Raw genomic sequence first — 15,901 nt, 5'->3', positions numbered from 1 at the left:
TTACCCGACCACCTTTCCCAGCACAAAAGCTACAGCAAAGGAAAACAGTAAACTCAAACCATTGCGCCATAACATTACTTTGCGGCTTAAAAGCTGAGTTTCCATCGGCGCCGTGACGACGCTCACCATCATCAACGTGGATATAAACACAGCTACCTGCTGAATGCCAGCCCCCATAGCCAGCACCGTCTTAGCTAAAGGAAAGATGATAAATCCGGGAATTAAGGCGACGGAGCCGATGACTGCGGCGGCAATCATCCCTCCGACCCCCGTGTTGGCACCCAACACGGCTGTTACAGTTGCCGGAGAAACCAGTGCCATAATCTCGCCAATCAGCAGCAAGATAACGGCAAACGCCGGCAGGATAGTATCAAACGCTTTCCATGCTTTTTTCAGCGACTGCCTGGTTTTCTGACGATCTTTCATGTAGGACCATAAAATCCCGGTCGCAGCCAACCCATAAAAAAACAAAATATCCACTATTTACACCTTCCATCCCTACAATGACTGGAGCTGGGAGAAAGTACATATCTCACTTTTGCTACTCCAGCAACTCGCACCATCGTCTTCTTCCACTACTTGTATCGTCATATGCCAAATACCACCCTGCTGTTCTAAGAGCGATATAGTCGAAAGGATCTTGACAGGAATACCAAAGTAATAGCAACGCACTAATCAGACTTTTTTATTGACTTCCGCCGCAGGCCACGAGTGCGACCATGACCATGGTCATAATGATCGTATCCGTGATTGTTGCTTATTTTATATTATATTTTTATCATATTATAATATATTTATCAAAATAGCACAAGGTGTTTATTTCTGGCACACCAAAATAATTTTTCCGCCCGAATGCAAAAAGAGCTGCTAAATCATAATCTTAGCATCCCATTTGGTTAAATAATTGCTTTATCGTATTATTTAGCTTGATGGTGAAAGCATAACTACATAATTATTCCAAACCCATAAGTCTTCCAAGACTGCTGTTATAGCACCAATTACAACTATCAGGTATGGAATATGTACAGCGTCACTTGAAGCTGTACATATTCCATCTCCATGAAAATGGGCTATGCAAGAAAACTTTTCTTCTCCACCGTGAAACGGTTTTTAAAAACACGTTTTGCATCTTCAAACAGAGTAAACAAGATTGGCACATAAATTAACGTCAGGAAGGTTGATACCATTAAACCGCCAATTGCCACCACTGCCAACGGCGATAACCGTTCCAGCCCGACCGCCCATTCTAGAGCAATCGGCACCATGCCGACAGCCGTGCCGCAGGCCGTCATTAAGATTGGCCGCGTCCGTATCCGCACGCTGTCAACAATTGCCTGGTTAACTGTACTTCCCTTGGCCCGGGCTTCAATGATAAAATCAATCAACAAAATGGAGTTTTTCACCACAATCCCGGCCAAAAGAATCATTCCCATAAAACCGGCCATTGAAGAATGCTTGCCGTCTGCTAAAAGGGACCACGCCGCGCCGATCACTCCCAGCGGGATGGCGGACATAATGGTCAGCGGATGCATAAATGAATTAAACGCCGGCACCAAACTGAAATAGAGCAGAATAAGCCCAATCCCCATAGCCGCTCCCAGCGCGCCAAAGGATGCCGTCATCTGTTTTAAATCGCCCTCCTGGCTAATGGAATAGCCGGCCGGAAGCTTAATTTTATTCAGCGCTTTTTGCACGCCCTCATCCAGATGAGTGATGGCCGCCTTTTCGCGATAACCGTAGATATCCAGCGTATTTTGCAGCGCCTGGCGGGTATATAGAGTAGGAGCATGTTTATAAGTCAACGTCCCTAACGACGACAGCGGAATGGGTCCCTTGAAAGTTTGAATGAGCATATCTTCTAGTTTGGCCGCCTCGTCGCGTTTATTCTCCGGATATTGGACGACAAAGCCTATGCCGTCTTCCTGATCAATGCGATAAACGGACGCCGACAGGCCGCGCACCGCCTCCGCAATTTGCCGGGACACAGCCAGCGGCGAGATTTCGTACAAAGCGCAGCGCTCTTTATTGGCGGTAAAAATCACTTCTTTTTTATCATAGCTCCAACTGCGCGATACCGTGGTCAGTCCCGGAACCTGCAGCATTCCTTGATATACTTGTTCACCGATGCGGTCCAGGACGCTCCGGTCCGGCCCGGAAATCATGACATCCACCGGCGCTTTTATGCTGGACATGGCGGTAGCGCCGAAGTCATATACATTGACATATTTTAATCCCGGAATAGTACTGAACTTTTGCCGCAGGTTTTCTTCGATCTGCCAAATGCTTTCCGGCCGGTGAAACCGGTCGACCAGCCGGACGGTCATGTTGCCGCTCTGCGGCAGCTTGCCGCTGCCAAAACTCACAATGCCCGGTTCCGAACCGATAATGGTCGAAACACTTTCCAGCCCCGGCGTTTGCAGAACATACTTTTCCATCTGTTTGGCAATCTGGTTAGTCTCGGAAAGTGAAGTATCGGTAGCACTTTCAAAATCGATTTTCATAATGCCCGTATCCATGGACGGCTGCAAATCCCGGCCAATTAACGGCATTTGCCGGATACTGGCACCGAAGGCAATAATTCCAACCAGCAAAAATACCAGCCGGTGCTTAAGGGCCATGCCCACCGCCGCAACAAAAAAATCCCGGATGGAACCGATAATGGTTTTATCAAATAACAGCGCCGCCCGCTCGATACCATTGGGCTTAAATTTGGCTTTCAGCATCAGGGGCGCGGCAATGGGTATGACCGTCACCGATACAATGTATGAAGCAACCAGGGCAATCGACAGCGATAAGGACAGCGGGCGCATGACGGTTTGGACATAGCCGCCGATAAATATAATCGGCACCAGCACCATCGCCGTCGCATAGGTTCCGGAAAAGATCGCCAGCATGACCTCTTCTGTACCGCCGACTACGGCCTCCCGCAGTTTATCCGGGTATGCCTCATAATGGCGGGCAATATTTTCCAGCACCACAATGGCATCGTCCAGCAGCATGCCAACGGCTACAATAATGCCGGTGAGAGTTACCATGTTAAATTCATATCCCATCAGCCACATCACCGCAAAAGTAATCAGGTAGGTAAACGGAATGGATATGGCTGCCAGCATGGTAATACGCATATTGCCGAGAAACAGGAATACCACCAGTACCGTCAACAGAATGGCATCCCGCAGGGCATCGCGCATATTGTTGACATTGCCGCGGATCAGCTCGCCCTGAGTATCGCTGATTTCAAATTTTATATCGGGGTAGTGCCGGCGCAAGGTCGGCAAGTATCTTTCAATCGCATTGACTCCGTCCATGGTTACGCCGGTCGGGGCGCGCAAGATGCTCATTCCCACCGCCTGATGCCCGTTGCCCCGGTAAGCGGATTGCGGCTCCACCATGCCGCGCTTTACTTGCGCGACATCGCGCAGATAGATGTCGCCGGTCTGACGGTGCGCTACGACTATATTCGCCGCATCCGACGGTTTTATAAATTCGCCTTGGGTCTTCAGCAAAAACTGGCTGCCCTGCTTGATAATCAGTCCGTCCGGTACATTGACGTTGTTGGCATTGAGCGCGCCGGCCACATCGCCGATCGTAAGGCCATACCGCGCCAGTGCGTCCGGATCGACGGCTATATTCAGTTCAGGCTCATAACCGCCAAATACCTCGGTCTGGGCAATGCCCGGGACACGCAGCAGTTCTTCTTTGATTTCATTTTCCGCCAGTTGCCGTACTTGGACCATATCCAAATGCGAACCGGGCCGGGGAGAAAGGGCCAGCACCACCGTCGGTTGAGATGCCTGACTGATCTTATAAATCTGTGGAGTCCGGATATCTCCCGGCAGCTGCCCGGCAATTTTATTTAGTGAATCGGCAACATCCGTCGCGGCGGCATCCAGCGACTTTTGATAATCAAATTCCACATTGACTACCGAAACTTCATCTTTGCTGGTGCTGCTGACCCGCAGTACGTTGCCGAGAGTAGCCAGTTCTTTTTCAATCGTCCGGCTGACTTTGGCTTCCACATCGGCGGCGGCAGCACCGGGCTCAACGGTAATAACCGTGATTTGCGGATGGTCCGTATCAGGGTACAAATTTATCGGCAGTTTAAAATAGCCGATAATGCCAATGATCGCCATAAGCACAACCAAGGACAACACCAGATGCGGTTTGGCTAAATATTTACCAATCCAGCCGTTCATTGCTGCTCACTCCCGTCGGCGGCCACCGTCACCGGCATGCCGTCCATCAGTTTAAGCATTTGACTTTCCTGACCGACAGCCACCTCCGCTCCGGCGTCAATGCCGCTTACTACCGCCTGTTTGTCATTTTCGCCCAGTATATTTACCGGTATATGATGGGCGGTCCCATCGGTTATCCCAATAACAAAAGCCCCGGTAGTGTTTTTTACAACCGCCGCAGCCGGAACGATAATGCCAGACACGTCTTTCAGAATAAAGTCAACCCCCAGCGTTGAGCCTGGCGGCAACTGGAAAGGTATTTTGTCGAGGCATATTTCCACGGTAGCCAGACTATTGGCTGCCAAAGCCGGATACACCTTGGCTACAGCAGCTTCCGTTTGTTCTTTGCCGTCCGAAATCAGCGCGTGCGTACCGGCACTTATGTTTAACGTTTGTTCCTGTGGGATCTGTACAATAATTTTATAACCCTGGTTCAGCGCCTGCAAAGTCAAAAGCGGCTTGCCGGGCACGGCCAAATCGCCCGGCTCGGCGCTGCGTTTCACCACTATGCCGTCAAATGGCGCCACCAGTTGGGTGTAACTCTTTTCCGTGACCGCTGCTTCCTTGTTTTGCGCCAGCAGCGCTACCCGTTGGCGGGCGGCCTGGACTTGACTTTCCGCCAAGTCCAGTGCAGATTTGGCATGCTCATACGCTTCCTGCGAGATGGCCTTATTCTGATACAGGATTTCGTCGCGGTCAAAGCTGGCTTTCTGCGTGCTGTAAGCGCTCTCGGCCGCAGCCAGGGTGCTTTCAGCCGCACGCTGGTCCGCCCCGGCAGCGCGGACTTTATTGGACAGCGTAGCATCATCCAGCTCGACCATCAGCTGCCCGGCTTTCACCATATCCCCCTCCCGCTGGTGAATCGCCAAAATGTTCGACGTAATCCGGGCGGCGATATCCGCCGTCACCATAGAATCCGCCTTGCCCAGATAATGTACCGTTACCGGTACCGTTCCGTTAACGCTTTCCGCCACTTGCACGGGTGTCGGACGGACAGCCGGCTTAGCGAGCCCGGCCAAGTCATGCTTTTTCTTGATAACAAGTCCGGCCGCCAAGGCGACAATGAGCAGCGCAATAACGCCAGCCAGCCATTTTTTAGATACTTTAGCCATTGTTTTCCCCTCTTTTCTCAGTAAATTGGCATTACTGTGCCGGATACGCCGTTTGTCCGTACACCGCTTTCAAATCTACCCTCGCACTGATCTCATCATATACAGCCTGGTAATACACCGCTTCGGCATTGGTTGCCGCGGACTGGGCCACCAGTGCATCGGTCAGTGAAGTTTTACCGGTCTTGTAAGACAGTTCCATGATACGATAAGCTTCTTTGGCGCGATCCCAGGCCACACGGGCGGACTCCACCCGGACTTTGGCGGCATCGGCGTTAGCCTGAGCGGCTGCCAAAGCAGCCTGGGCATCAGCCATCGATTGTGCATAACTTTCCTTCGCCCGGTCAAGCTGAATTTTTGTCTGGCGGATATTGGCATTGATTACCCCGCCGTCGAAAACCGGCAGGCTCAATTGCAGACCCATTGTCCACATTTCGTCCTGCGATGCATCAGAATGCGGCACCGCCGTCACCCGGTAGGTGCCGTTCAAGCTAATCTGAGCATTATTATCCGCTTTGGCCGAAGTAAGAAGTTCCTGGCTTTGCGTCTGTCGTATCCGGCTTTTTTCCACCTCGGGATTGTCTTTAATATCACCGGTTACCGGCGCTGCTGCCTTATAGTCGCTGATGGCCCCCTTCACAGTAAGCGGCTGGCTTTGCTCATAGCCTATGTAAGACTTTAACAGCGCCACTTGACGGTCATAATCACTCTGATAGCGGGCTAGCTTCTCCTGCTCGGCCGCCAGTTGAGCCTCAACCTGCAATACGTCCACCCCAGCCACGCGCCCCACCGTATATTTCATCCGGATGTCATCCGCCAAACTGCTTAAGGCTTTCACGCTGTCCTGCTCCGCCGTAATGGTATCGTTTAACTGCAAAGTATGGTAAAACGCTTTAACCACATTGTTCACTACAGCCATGGTTTGGTTTTTCAGTTCCACCTGCTGCCAATCCGCATTTTCCGCGTTATATCGGATAAGTGATTTCGTCTTACCGGCATCATAAAGAGTCTGTTTGAGATTAAATCCCCATTGCTCTTGTTGATCACCATAGACCGGCGGAATATTGGTTCCATGCGCCGGAATAATCGCTGTCGGGTCTTCCTGCCACTGATAGTTCCCTACTAAATCGACTTTTGGTCCCGCCAAACCTTCCGCCCCTTTGGCTTGCAATTGTTTCGCCGCCAAATCCAGCCTAAAGCCCTGCAATCCATGGTTTTGCGTTAGTGCCAGTTGGACGCAGGCATCAAGATTCAACGGTTCGACGGCGGCGGCTATAGTTGTCAGCGGTGTTATTAAAAAAGTGAGTACCAACACTGCAAAACACTTCAGCAAAATTTTGCGGTAGCCATCAATTTGTTCCATGAGTGTCTACTCCCATCTCTATTTTTGAATATTTTTCAACGAATTGCCTTCGTTAAATATAGTATTTTGCTTAAATACGGTGTATTGAAAATTAATGAAAATAAAATTCCATTTAATACTCCTACTTTTTCCGCCATTAGTATCCAAGACTGATCCTGTCACAACTCACTAGCTATATGCCATTACCGTGTTTTATGGTTTCTTGCTTCCTTATGCCGCCTACTTAATTTGTTTTTTCCCGCAATTCGTCAAGGACTAATTTAGCCTGATATTCTGCTTTTCTTTTTCACCCTATAAATTACTTTTATTATCTTTTGAGCCGTTTTTGCCGTTCCGGCATTTCAAGGCTTTTCCCAATTCTAATCCACGATAATCTACCAATCTTGTCCTCTGCAATTCTTTTGCAATATCCACTCCAATAATCATGTGCTTAGCGTTATCGCTTCTAACTTTTAAAACTATGTTTTTCATTATTTACTACCCCCTGATATGATCTCTGTGCATTTGCGATGCACAATAAATCATATCAAGGGGGTTTTTATTGATCAAAGTTCATTTCACGCATTCCAGGAATGCTTGTCTAGTGATAATCATTTGAGCTTTTCCAAATGATTTTAGCTTAAACAATAACTAAGGACGCATATCTACTCGGAAATCCAATTGGTTTCAGGATATAGGGTATACTTAGTAACACTTGTTGTACGATAGTCAAGTTTACCATTGGTATAACATTCCCCGGTGTAAGTAATGGTACCCTTATGATCGTCTTGTACCCAGACTTTCACAGCGAATGGCGCCATGCCAGGATATGAGTAGATCCTTTCGAGAGCGAGTTCTTTAGCAGGTTCGGATGCGAAACAGGAAGCGGAGCTGGTAACCAGTAAAGCTGAAACAAGAAGGCCAAGGAAAACTTTTTTCATGTCGTTCGTCTCCTTTTTGTGCGCACGTTGTGCGCTTCATATATATTTCACAGAAATCATCGCTCCTGCGTTGCGATGTAAGACAACCGACTTACCTCATGCGAAAGCCTCTGGGAGACAATAGCATGTCGGTAAAGTCAGGATTAGACAGCACCTGCTGTCGAGTGACCTGGCGAGTCAGGCCATATATGGTAAAGCCTGTGGGCTGAATCCGGGTCTGTGGCCAAGCACGCTGCCGGACATACCGGTATCAATGGGTATTTTCAATATAAGAGAGATTGGGAATAAGCAGGCCCATTGACACACCTGTGGTAAGCAGGGTAACGACCAACCGGATACCTACGTATGGATCTATATGGAGCAGTCAAACGTGACCTGCCTAAGTACCCCTCCGGTATATGGCAGAGAGCCCTAATAGTAGCCTAACGGCCTTCTGTAATGGGAGGCACATGGTGAAGGGGGGCAGTATTCCAAGTCCCTATTTTGAAAGGAGTTGCTTTGAATGGAGCAAGCAAAACTCATGCAGAAATTGGAAGGTTATCGTCGTCGAAACGCTGCCAATCATGAGTATGTCAACAGGGATCTCTATCGATTATTTTACGACAAAGATTTGTACATCATTGCCTACAATTCCGTTAAGTCTAATGACGGCGCGGAGACATCTGGCTCCGATGGCACTTCCCTACACGGCTTTTGCCAAGAATGGGTTACTGAACTGATCGCTGCCATGCGCGCTGAGTCCTATCAGCCTCAGCCAAACAAAACCATGATGATACCAAAGAGTAACGGGAAAATGCGCAAGCTAAGTTTTCCAAACGGGAAGGACAAGCTTATTCAGGAGGCCCTCCGCATTATCTTAGAATGTATTTACGAGCCTACCTTTTCCGACCGCTCTCATGGATTCCGGCCAAAACGGTCCACGCAAAGCGCCATTGCTGATGTGGAGACCTGGAACGGTACCATTTGGTTCATTGAAGGAGATATTACTGCCTGTTTTGATGAAATTGACCATCGCGTCCTGGAATCTATCCTTCGAGAACGAATTAACGATGAACGTTTCCTCAGGCTCATCAATAAAGTTCTCAAAGCCGGATACTTCGACATGCAACATAACTATCGCAAGGGTAAAGCCGGAAATGCACAGGGTTCCTGCTGTAGTCCCATTCTTTGTAACATCTACCTCGATAAACTGGACCGCTTTATGGAACATATTATCGAGCGAGATACAACAGGAGACTATCGCAGACAAAATCCTGAATATGCTAGGGCTAGATATCAGTATAAGAAAGCAATCAGTCGGGACAGCGATGCCAAGAGCGTCAAATCGTTGCGGAACGAAATGAATAAACTCCCGTCCACGGACAGATACGACCCTCATTTCCGCAGGATACGGTATGTGCGTTATGCTGACGATTTTCTGATTGGTCTCATTGCCCCTAAAGCGTATGCGGTGGAGCTAAAGCAGGAAATCAAGGAATTTCTCCAAAACAAACTCTGTCTCCGGTTAAGCGATGAGAAAACCAAAATTACACATTCCTCTGAACATGATATACATTTTCTTGGCTATGTTATCCGCATGGGCTATGGCAAACACAATAAATTTCAAACACGCCCTTTTGACTCAGCCCTCCGTGTCCATATGAATACGGAGGGTATCTTGAACAAACTGCGAGATAACGGCATGTGTACGGCAAATGGCTATCCCATTGGTGTCACTCGCCTACTCCGGGAATCTCCACAAGACATCATTAAGTATGGCAACCAGGTTCTGCGAGGCCTTTTGACTCAGCAGCGAGGCTGCTGCAATTTCTTCGAAGGTTGGCGCATCCAGTACATCATTCAGTATTCCATAGCGAAAACACTGGCCCGTAAGTTCGACATCAGCCTCAAGAAAGTGTTCGCTCGGTACGGCAATTCACTCTCGATTAATTACCAAAACGCCAAGGGACACGCCCGTTCGGTGAAAATGGCCCTATATACATCATTTGCAAGGCAGAAAAGTTTCTTCTCTACCATCAAGTCGGCAGTAACATCCTTTCAGTTACCTGCTTACAGTTTGGCAAATCCGCTTTCTCAGGCCTGCTACATTTGCGCTAATCCGCATCGGTATGTCAGCATGTTCCACAGGAAACCGAAGAAGAAGCTTGATAAGCCTTACTCACCGATTGTCACCGTCATGCTTGCGATTAACCGGCGTCAGATACCGCTATGCGATCCCTGTTTTGCCAATGTCGAAGCAAATAGGTTGCAGCTTAATCAGTTAAAACGACGATAATTCATTTGGAATATGGAGAGCCGTATGCGGTGAAAGTCGCTTGTACGGTTCGGGAAGGGGCAGGTTACTTTGTTAATCTGCCTATTTCATTTCTAATGATTATTTTGCTATTGTTGCCAGCCGAAACAAAAGCCGGAGCCAAGACTACCGCTTATCATGCTGGGGCCGAACCCATTTTCCAGTCATCTCTTTCACCCAGGCGATACGCTGGTCAGCCTGTTCTTGAGTCAAGTTGCCACTTTGATTAAAGAGGCGTCCTATTAGCATCGGTCAGATTCGCCTGTTTGCGGACAAAGGGCGGACCATTCGCCGGAGCCGCGGCATATACCCTTTCACCTCCTTTTTCTTTTCTGTATACACACTCTCTATCTCAGCGCCACAGATCAAACAGCATCTTACCGGCAATCACATATAGCAATACACCGATAATAACTTTGACCTGTTTGTTTTGCAGTTTTTTGCTCATCAGCCAGGAACCTATGAGGGCTCCGCCTATCGAACCTGCCACCGTATACGCTAACAATACTCCATCCAGGTTTCCTATTGAAGCTCGTCCGGCGAACCCAGCCAGTGATGAAAAAATCACGATAAACGAACTGGTAGCCGACGCCTTTTTAGCCGGAATGCCCAGCCATACCAGCGCCGGCACGATAATATTGCCGCCGCCCACTCCTAAGAGGCCACCCAGAAAGCCGGCCACGCCGCCCACCGGTGCGCCAATGGTCCACATGCCTTTGACGGCTTCCTTATGATCGGTGGTAACATGGCGGCTGATAAACATAGCTGCTTGTTCATCCTTTTTCTTGCCGCCCGGTTTATAAAACAGCATCATAGATGCTGCAAATAGGAGAAAGGCAATAAATAATAGCAAAAGATGATTGCGTGGCACAAACTGGCTGGCATAAGCTCCTGCCGGCGACAACACCGTAGCCGCAAGCAAAATGGGCAAAGCCAGCCGCCACAGGATCAGCTTTTCCCGGGCAAAGGTAATCGAAGCAAAAATCATCGAAATTCCATTGAGTAAAAGCGCCGTACTCATGGCTGTATGCAGTTCAATGCCCAGCGCCAAATAAATCGGAACCAGAATAAAAGCGGCCCCCACCCCGGCCACAGTCAGAATCGTGGTCGCCGTAAATGTCACCAGCCCGGCCCATACTTCCATCATAATTTATCACCGCCTTTATACGTTGGCCGCCGGCCCTGCCGGCGGCCTCCTTGTCAAATACTTATTACAGCTTTTCCGCGCAGGGAAGGCAAACTCTTTTCCCCTTCACAGTTTGCAGCTTATGAACAAATACGCGCTCGCCGCACACTTCGCACAAGTCGGTATCAAAGGTGCCTTTGCCCTTTTCAAACGGATAATCAAATACCGGGCTGATATCCAAAAATTCCTCCTCCGCCCGCTTCATAACCCCTTCCACTAAGGGGTCGGTAATGGCTGCCGGTACGTCTTGCGGCGGCACGCCTTGTTTACGCTGCTGTACAAAAGGCGACTGCAGCATCTTGCCAAAAAACTCCGGTTTAAGTTGGACACGCACCGCTTTTTGTTTCTTGGTGTCAATGAGCGTAAACGCCATTTTCCCGTAGTATGTTTTCTTGATGTTGCTCTTGCCATACGTACAGCCCGTAACCGTCATCAGCCCATCGACAAAGCAGCCGGCGGCATGGTCATTGCCGGTCTCGGCGAGCAGTACCAGTTCTTTGTCCTGAGAGCGCTCCACGCCAAGAGCGTTCATCGCCGCTGCCCCGGCCCTGAGGCCCAGCGGCATGGCCGGACATTTGTGCCCGTGAAATTTAAGTCCTACCTCATAATAATCTTTTGCTTGCATCATAATACGTATTACCTCCTTATATTTTGGGGTCAATGACCCGGGTTACCAATGTCACAAAATAACACTATCGTTATGATTATCAATAACCCCAGCCCCTCTGCGAGGGGGCCGTTAAAAAAATAACTAGCTCCCACAAATCAAGCCAACAGTATCTCACACTAGGTGGTGTCCCTTTCTTTTTCTGCTGGCAGTCGTTTAGCGATACCATACTGCCAAATCCTCGTATCGTTTTTACTGTACTACCGAGAAAGTACACATCCCACCCCGGCAACTCCAGCCGCTTACTTCAGCGTCTTTTTCCATTACCTGTATGGTCGTATGCCTAATACCAAATCTCTTTTCCATCAGCGGTACCGCCCGGGAAAGTATCTCCGACGAACTGACACCTTTGCGCACCAGTATATGACAGCTGAACACTTCATAACCGGAAGTTACAGTCCAAATATGAATATCGTGCACATTGACCACCCCGGCAATTGCGGCAAGAACAGCGGTAATCTCAGCAACATTGGCCTTGCCCGGCGTACCTTCCATCAAGATGTGGACGGACTGGCGGACAACCGACCAGGCTCCTTTTAAAATCATCAGGGAGACTACTACACTAATGATAGGGTCAGCAATATACCAGCCAAATTGATACATAAAAAACCCGGCCAGGATGGCCCCGAGCGCGCCAAGCGCATCACTAATCATATGCAGATAAGCACTGCGCAGGTTGATATTCCCCTTTACATCCCCCTGCCGTAGCAGCACCCAGGCGCTGACTAGATTCGCCACCAAGCCGATAAAGGCAATTACCATCATGGGTCCGCTGTCTACTGCCGGCGGCTCCATAAACCGGCTGTAAGCCTCCCAAATGATCACGATAGCGATGGCAAACAAGGCCAGGCCGTTAAACAACGCCGCCAGTATCTCAAACCGGTGATAGCCATAACTTTTGTGTACTGACGGCGGTTTTGCAGCGAACCATACTGCCAATAGGCTGAGCGCTAACGATCCCGCATCACTGAGCATGTGTCCCGAATCCGAAAGCAATGCTAGACTGTTGGTCAGCCAGCCGCCTACTGCCTCGGCGATCATGATACCGAATGTAATAACCAGTGCAATGGTCAAACTTTTTTTGTTGCCCTCACGCCGCATGCCGTGAGTATGGCCGTGACCGTGGTCATCGTGTCCGTGATTGTGCATAAACATTTCCCTCCTCATTTATGACTCTCTTCTAAAATTTATATTAGACTTTTATCATATTATAATATATGATATCGCTAAATACAAGTGAATTTTTCCGGTAGGCTAAAATATTTATTCCATGAACAAAAATAGGAACCGAGAATAAATAGACCCATGGCCAGTTATTTCGACCATGGGCGCGCTAAAAACCGCACTATTATTTCCCCTTTATGCAGAAGATCGGCAAAGGTAATTACTCCGGCGAGTTTGCATCGGAAGCATTTACCGTTTTACTTTAGAAAAAATTTTTTTTAAATTGGGCGGGACTTCCGTTTTGCTATTCTTCTGGCTGTCCTGCGCTGAATTATTCCCATATATAGATCCGAGTATCGCATTCACAATCATCGGTTTAGGCGGAACAGTGTATTCTTTTCCTTCATAAATCCAGACCCTGCAATCAATATCTTCTCCGCATAAATCTCCGCATGATTCGCATAGAGTTTCTTTAACGTCCATCTGGATATCCCGGCCGCTAATTCGAATGGTTGGGGAACTTATAAAGCCGAGTTCCTCGGCCTGTTCTTCCGTTTGCACATGGACATAGTTGACCTTGATATCATACCCGGCCGCCTCTAGTATTTTCTTCACGTCTTCAATGGCCTCATCTAAAGTGGAGCCTGTTCTTTGACAGCGCTCGCAGACACTTAGGTCAATGTAGAGAAAATCGATAACTATGGACTTTTGGGCGTCAGGGTGCGATCCACAGCAACTTGAACTGGTCTCCGTACAACAGCCGGTACTTACTACCGGGCCGCAGCAGCATTTATCTTCCTTACTCATATCGTTACACCTCCGTTTTATCAGGGTCTTTTTGTACCCTGCTATTTATTAAGACGGAGTCATTATAAAAAGGATACAAAAAATTTAACAGTATTTCGTTTTCCCTTTCTGCCTATACTCGATAATATTGCCCATCCGATCAAATTCTAATTGACAGCACCGCAAAAGCATTTTCTTTATCATAGCCCGTGAACGCTGAACCCTGCTTTTTGCTCCTGAGGTTGATAGTCCTAGCCGCTGCGCAACCTGCTGCTGGCTCAAACCTTGGTAAGTAGTCAGTTTTATTGCTTCTTGATACTTAGCGGGAAGATTGCCAATTATATTCCGTATGCAGATTGAAATTTCTTTATTGTGGTTCTCTGCTCCGTCTGCCACATCCGGGATGTTGTCATCAAGCCGCTCCGTAGCTCTACGCGAACGATAAAAATCTATAATTTGATTGCGGGCTATCCGGCGAATCCATGCCGCCACCTTGCCTTCATCCTTTATTGTGGCTAAATTATTTTGTATCTTAATTAAGACTTCCTGCAATACATCTTCCATATCTTCCCTATTTGCCACACGCTTTATGATAAAGCGGCGCAAGTCTTCCTGATACTCCTGATAAATAAAATTGATATCCATTATTTGATCCAGCCTTCAACTTTTTCCGCCTTAGGAATGCGTCTAGCGCACACTACTTTGCCATCAACCGCTAGAACAGGAGTACGCATATTTGGCCCTTGATTGTTCATAAACGTCCCTCCTCATTTACTATGTATTTGCCATCAATATATTAGTTTTTTATCATATTATAAATTAATATATAATAAAATACAAGGTACTTTTTTCCGGCGTTCAAAAAAATTACTTGCACATTGATTAAGCCTATTTTTTACTAGAAATTCATCATAGGTCACCTCCCCATCCTAGCCACTATTGGGCATAAAAGAATCCCGCTCCCATCATTCAAATGTAACAATGGGAGCAGGATTGACTTCATTATGTCTCAATTAATTATCACTGTTGATCAAACCACTACATAAAATAAAATTTTAAAGTATGCCTACCCCTTTAGCCAGAGCGAAAGCAATCCCCCCACCAATCAACGGACCAACCACAGGAACCCAAGAATACGCCCAGTCAGAAGAGCCTTTTCCATAAACTGGGCAAATGGCATGAGCAATGCGCGGTCCCAAATCACGAGCAGGATTCATGGCGTATCCAGTGGTGCCGCCCAAGCTGGCACCTAATCCCCAGACCAATACGGCAACCATGAATGGCCCGAATCCAGGCATCATTGCTCCCACTGGTTTTGAAAACATAGCAAAGATTACAAATACCAACATTAACGTCGCTAAGATTTCGCAAAAAAGATTTTGAGTATAATTACGAATAGCCGGACCGGTACAAAAAACAGCCAGCTTAGCTCCCTGGTCTTCCGTTAACTCCCAGTGACCGCGGAAGAATATCCAGGTCAATACTCCACCAACAAACCCGCCTGCAACTTGCGATATCATAATCATAATGGCATCCGGTGTGGAGTATACGCCGTTTAAGAGTTTAGCAAATGTTACGGCCGGATTAATATCGGCTTGTGGCGCTCCACAGGCAACAGCTACAAATACACCGGCCAGAACCCCTACCATCCAGCCTGTAATAATATTAATCCAGCCTGCGTTTTCAGCCTTTGACTTTTTCAATACCGTGTTTGCAACAACACCATCACCAAATACAATCAGAGTCGCTACGCCAAGAAATTCACCTAAATACGGAGTTGCCATAACTAAACCCTCCTTGTTTTTATTTGTGCCAAAAAACCCTTCCTATTCTACCCTGTCATTGCGATATCCCTCCCTTTACATCCTTATTTCTAAAGTCCAGGGTTTCATTGCCGCTAGATTGAAAAGCTTTGAATGATTCTGGCCCAGGACCATAGTACACAAAATACTACTCACAACTAAAAAAATCCAATTTAAAATCTTAATAAACGATTAAGATTTTAAAATGGATTTCTCTTTTTTCTCAATCCATTTCTTTTTGAATTTTCTAATAAATTTTATTCGACTTTTAATCTTCTATTCCTGCCAACAAATAAAATTATTATTTTCACAATCTTCAAACATTGACCATCATAACTAGTTATAGTACAATTTAATTAACCGAAAAATTCACCTG

The 15,901-nt window shown here is 47.6% G+C and carries 13 protein-coding genes; 1 reads left to right on the top strand and 12 read right to left on the bottom strand.

The window, feature by feature from the left end; genetic code table 11:
- From LUCIF_RS08350 to LUCIF_RS08330, 5 genes are all read right to left on the bottom strand, one after another.
- A complete protein-coding gene (locus LUCIF_RS08350) occupies positions 1 to 480 on the bottom strand; it encodes a hypothetical protein (protein ID WP_207857245.1) in 480 nt (159 codons plus the stop codon).
- 590 nt (positions 481 to 1,070) lie between these two features.
- Positions 1,071 to 4,196, bottom strand: coding sequence for an efflux RND transporter permease subunit (locus LUCIF_RS08345; RefSeq protein WP_122627422.1), 3,126 nt, complete (start codon positions 4,194 to 4,196; stop codon positions 1,071 to 1,073).
- Positions 4,193 to 5,347: an efflux RND transporter periplasmic adaptor subunit gene (locus tag LUCIF_RS08340; protein WP_122627421.1), complete on the bottom strand. Its 1,155-nt coding sequence runs from the start codon at positions 5,345 to 5,347 to the stop codon at positions 4,193 to 4,195. The genes LUCIF_RS08345 and LUCIF_RS08340 overlap by 4 nt, the downstream gene beginning before the upstream one ends.
- A 31-nt stretch (positions 5,348 to 5,378) precedes the next feature.
- Positions 5,379 to 6,707, bottom strand: coding sequence for a TolC family protein (locus tag LUCIF_RS08335; RefSeq protein WP_122627420.1), 1,329 nt, complete (start codon positions 6,705 to 6,707; stop codon positions 5,379 to 5,381).
- A gap of 291 nt (positions 6,708 to 6,998) precedes the next feature.
- On the bottom strand, positions 6,999 to 7,178 hold the full coding sequence (locus tag LUCIF_RS08330) for a hypothetical protein (protein WP_122627419.1): 180 nt from the start codon (positions 7,176 to 7,178) through the stop codon (positions 6,999 to 7,001).
- Between the two features lie 951 nt (positions 7,179 to 8,129).
- Between LUCIF_RS08330 and LUCIF_RS08320 the strand changes: the two genes are divergently transcribed.
- Complete coding sequence (locus LUCIF_RS08320; protein WP_122627417.1) at positions 8,130 to 9,902, top strand: reverse transcriptase/maturase family protein; 1,773 nt, start codon at positions 8,130 to 8,132, stop codon at positions 9,900 to 9,902.
- A gap of 370 nt (positions 9,903 to 10,272) precedes the next feature.
- Here the strand turns inward: LUCIF_RS08320 and LUCIF_RS08315 are convergent, their stop codons facing one another.
- From LUCIF_RS08315 to LUCIF_RS08290, 7 genes are all read right to left on the bottom strand, one after another.
- Complete coding sequence (locus LUCIF_RS08315) at positions 10,273 to 11,067, bottom strand: sulfite exporter TauE/SafE family protein (protein WP_122627416.1); 795 nt, start codon at positions 11,065 to 11,067, stop codon at positions 10,273 to 10,275.
- 64 nt (positions 11,068 to 11,131) lie between these two features.
- Positions 11,132 to 11,734 carry an FmdE family protein gene (locus LUCIF_RS08310; RefSeq protein ID WP_122627415.1) on the bottom strand — a complete coding sequence of 201 codons (603 nt, stop codon included), beginning with the start codon at positions 11,732 to 11,734 and terminating at the stop codon, positions 11,132 to 11,134.
- Between the two features lie 231 nt (positions 11,735 to 11,965).
- Entirely contained in the window at positions 11,966 to 12,922 is a 957-nt protein-coding gene (locus LUCIF_RS08305; RefSeq protein ID WP_122627414.1) for a cation diffusion facilitator family transporter, read from the bottom strand.
- 264 nt (positions 12,923 to 13,186) lie between these two features.
- Complete coding sequence (locus LUCIF_RS08300; protein WP_122627413.1) at positions 13,187 to 13,744, bottom strand: DUF2703 domain-containing protein; 558 nt, start codon at positions 13,742 to 13,744, stop codon at positions 13,187 to 13,189.
- 84 nt (positions 13,745 to 13,828) lie between these two features.
- On the bottom strand, positions 13,829 to 14,368 hold the full coding sequence (sigZ, locus tag LUCIF_RS08295) for an RNA polymerase sigma factor SigZ (RefSeq protein ID WP_122627412.1): 540 nt from the start codon (positions 14,366 to 14,368) through the stop codon (positions 13,829 to 13,831).
- A complete protein-coding gene (locus tag LUCIF_RS26740) occupies positions 14,368 to 14,478 on the bottom strand; it encodes a thioredoxin domain-containing protein (protein ID WP_165865935.1) in 111 nt (36 codons plus the stop codon). Before LUCIF_RS26740 ends, sigZ begins: the two co-directional genes overlap by 1 nt.
- Positions 14,479 to 14,778: 300 nt before the next feature.
- Positions 14,779 to 15,507, bottom strand: a complete 729-nt coding sequence (locus LUCIF_RS08290; protein ID WP_122627411.1) for an MIP/aquaporin family protein — start codon at positions 15,505 to 15,507, stop codon at positions 14,779 to 14,781.
- Positions 15,508 to 15,901: the final 394 nt, after the last annotated feature.

It is taken from the genome of Allolucifera butyrica, assembly GCF_900476375.1.
GTDB lineage: Bacteria > Bacillota > Negativicutes > Sporomusales > UPPP01 > Lucifera > Lucifera butyrica.
The sequence above is the reverse complement of the archived record's forward strand: the minus strand, read 5'-3'. Positions and strand labels throughout refer to the sequence as shown.

Coding starts and splice junctions, on each gene's coding strand:
- LUCIF_RS08345 (WP_122627422.1), bottom strand. CDS start 4,196: ATGAACGGCTGGATTGGTAAATATTTAGCCAAACCGCATCTGGTGTTG.
- LUCIF_RS08340 (WP_122627421.1), bottom strand. CDS start 5,347: ATGGCTAAAGTATCTAAAAAATGGCTGGCTGGCGTTATTGCGCTGCTC.
- LUCIF_RS08335 (WP_122627420.1), bottom strand. CDS start 6,707: ATGGAACAAATTGATGGCTACCGCAAAATTTTGCTGAAGTGTTTTGCA.
- LUCIF_RS08330 (WP_122627419.1), bottom strand. CDS start 7,178: ATGAAAAACATAGTTTTAAAAGTTAGAAGCGATAACGCTAAGCACATG.
- LUCIF_RS08320 (WP_122627417.1), top strand. CDS start 8,130: ATGGAGCAAGCAAAACTCATGCAGAAATTGGAAGGTTATCGTCGTCGA.
- LUCIF_RS08315 (WP_122627416.1), bottom strand. CDS start 11,067: ATGATGGAAGTATGGGCCGGGCTGGTGACATTTACGGCGACCACGATT.
- LUCIF_RS08310 (WP_122627415.1), bottom strand. CDS start 11,734: ATGATGCAAGCAAAAGATTATTATGAGGTAGGACTTAAATTTCACGGG.
- LUCIF_RS08305 (WP_122627414.1), bottom strand. CDS start 12,922: ATGCACAATCACGGACACGATGACCACGGTCACGGCCATACTCACGGC.
- LUCIF_RS08300 (WP_122627413.1), bottom strand. CDS start 13,744: ATGAGTAAGGAAGATAAATGCTGCTGCGGCCCGGTAGTAAGTACCGGC.
- sigZ (WP_122627412.1), bottom strand. CDS start 14,368: ATGGATATCAATTTTATTTATCAGGAGTATCAGGAAGACTTGCGCCGC.
- LUCIF_RS26740 (WP_165865935.1), bottom strand. CDS start 14,478: ATGAACAATCAAGGGCCAAATATGCGTACTCCTGTTCTAGCGGTTGAT.
- LUCIF_RS08290 (WP_122627411.1), bottom strand. CDS start 15,507: ATGGCAACTCCGTATTTAGGTGAATTTCTTGGCGTAGCGACTCTGATT.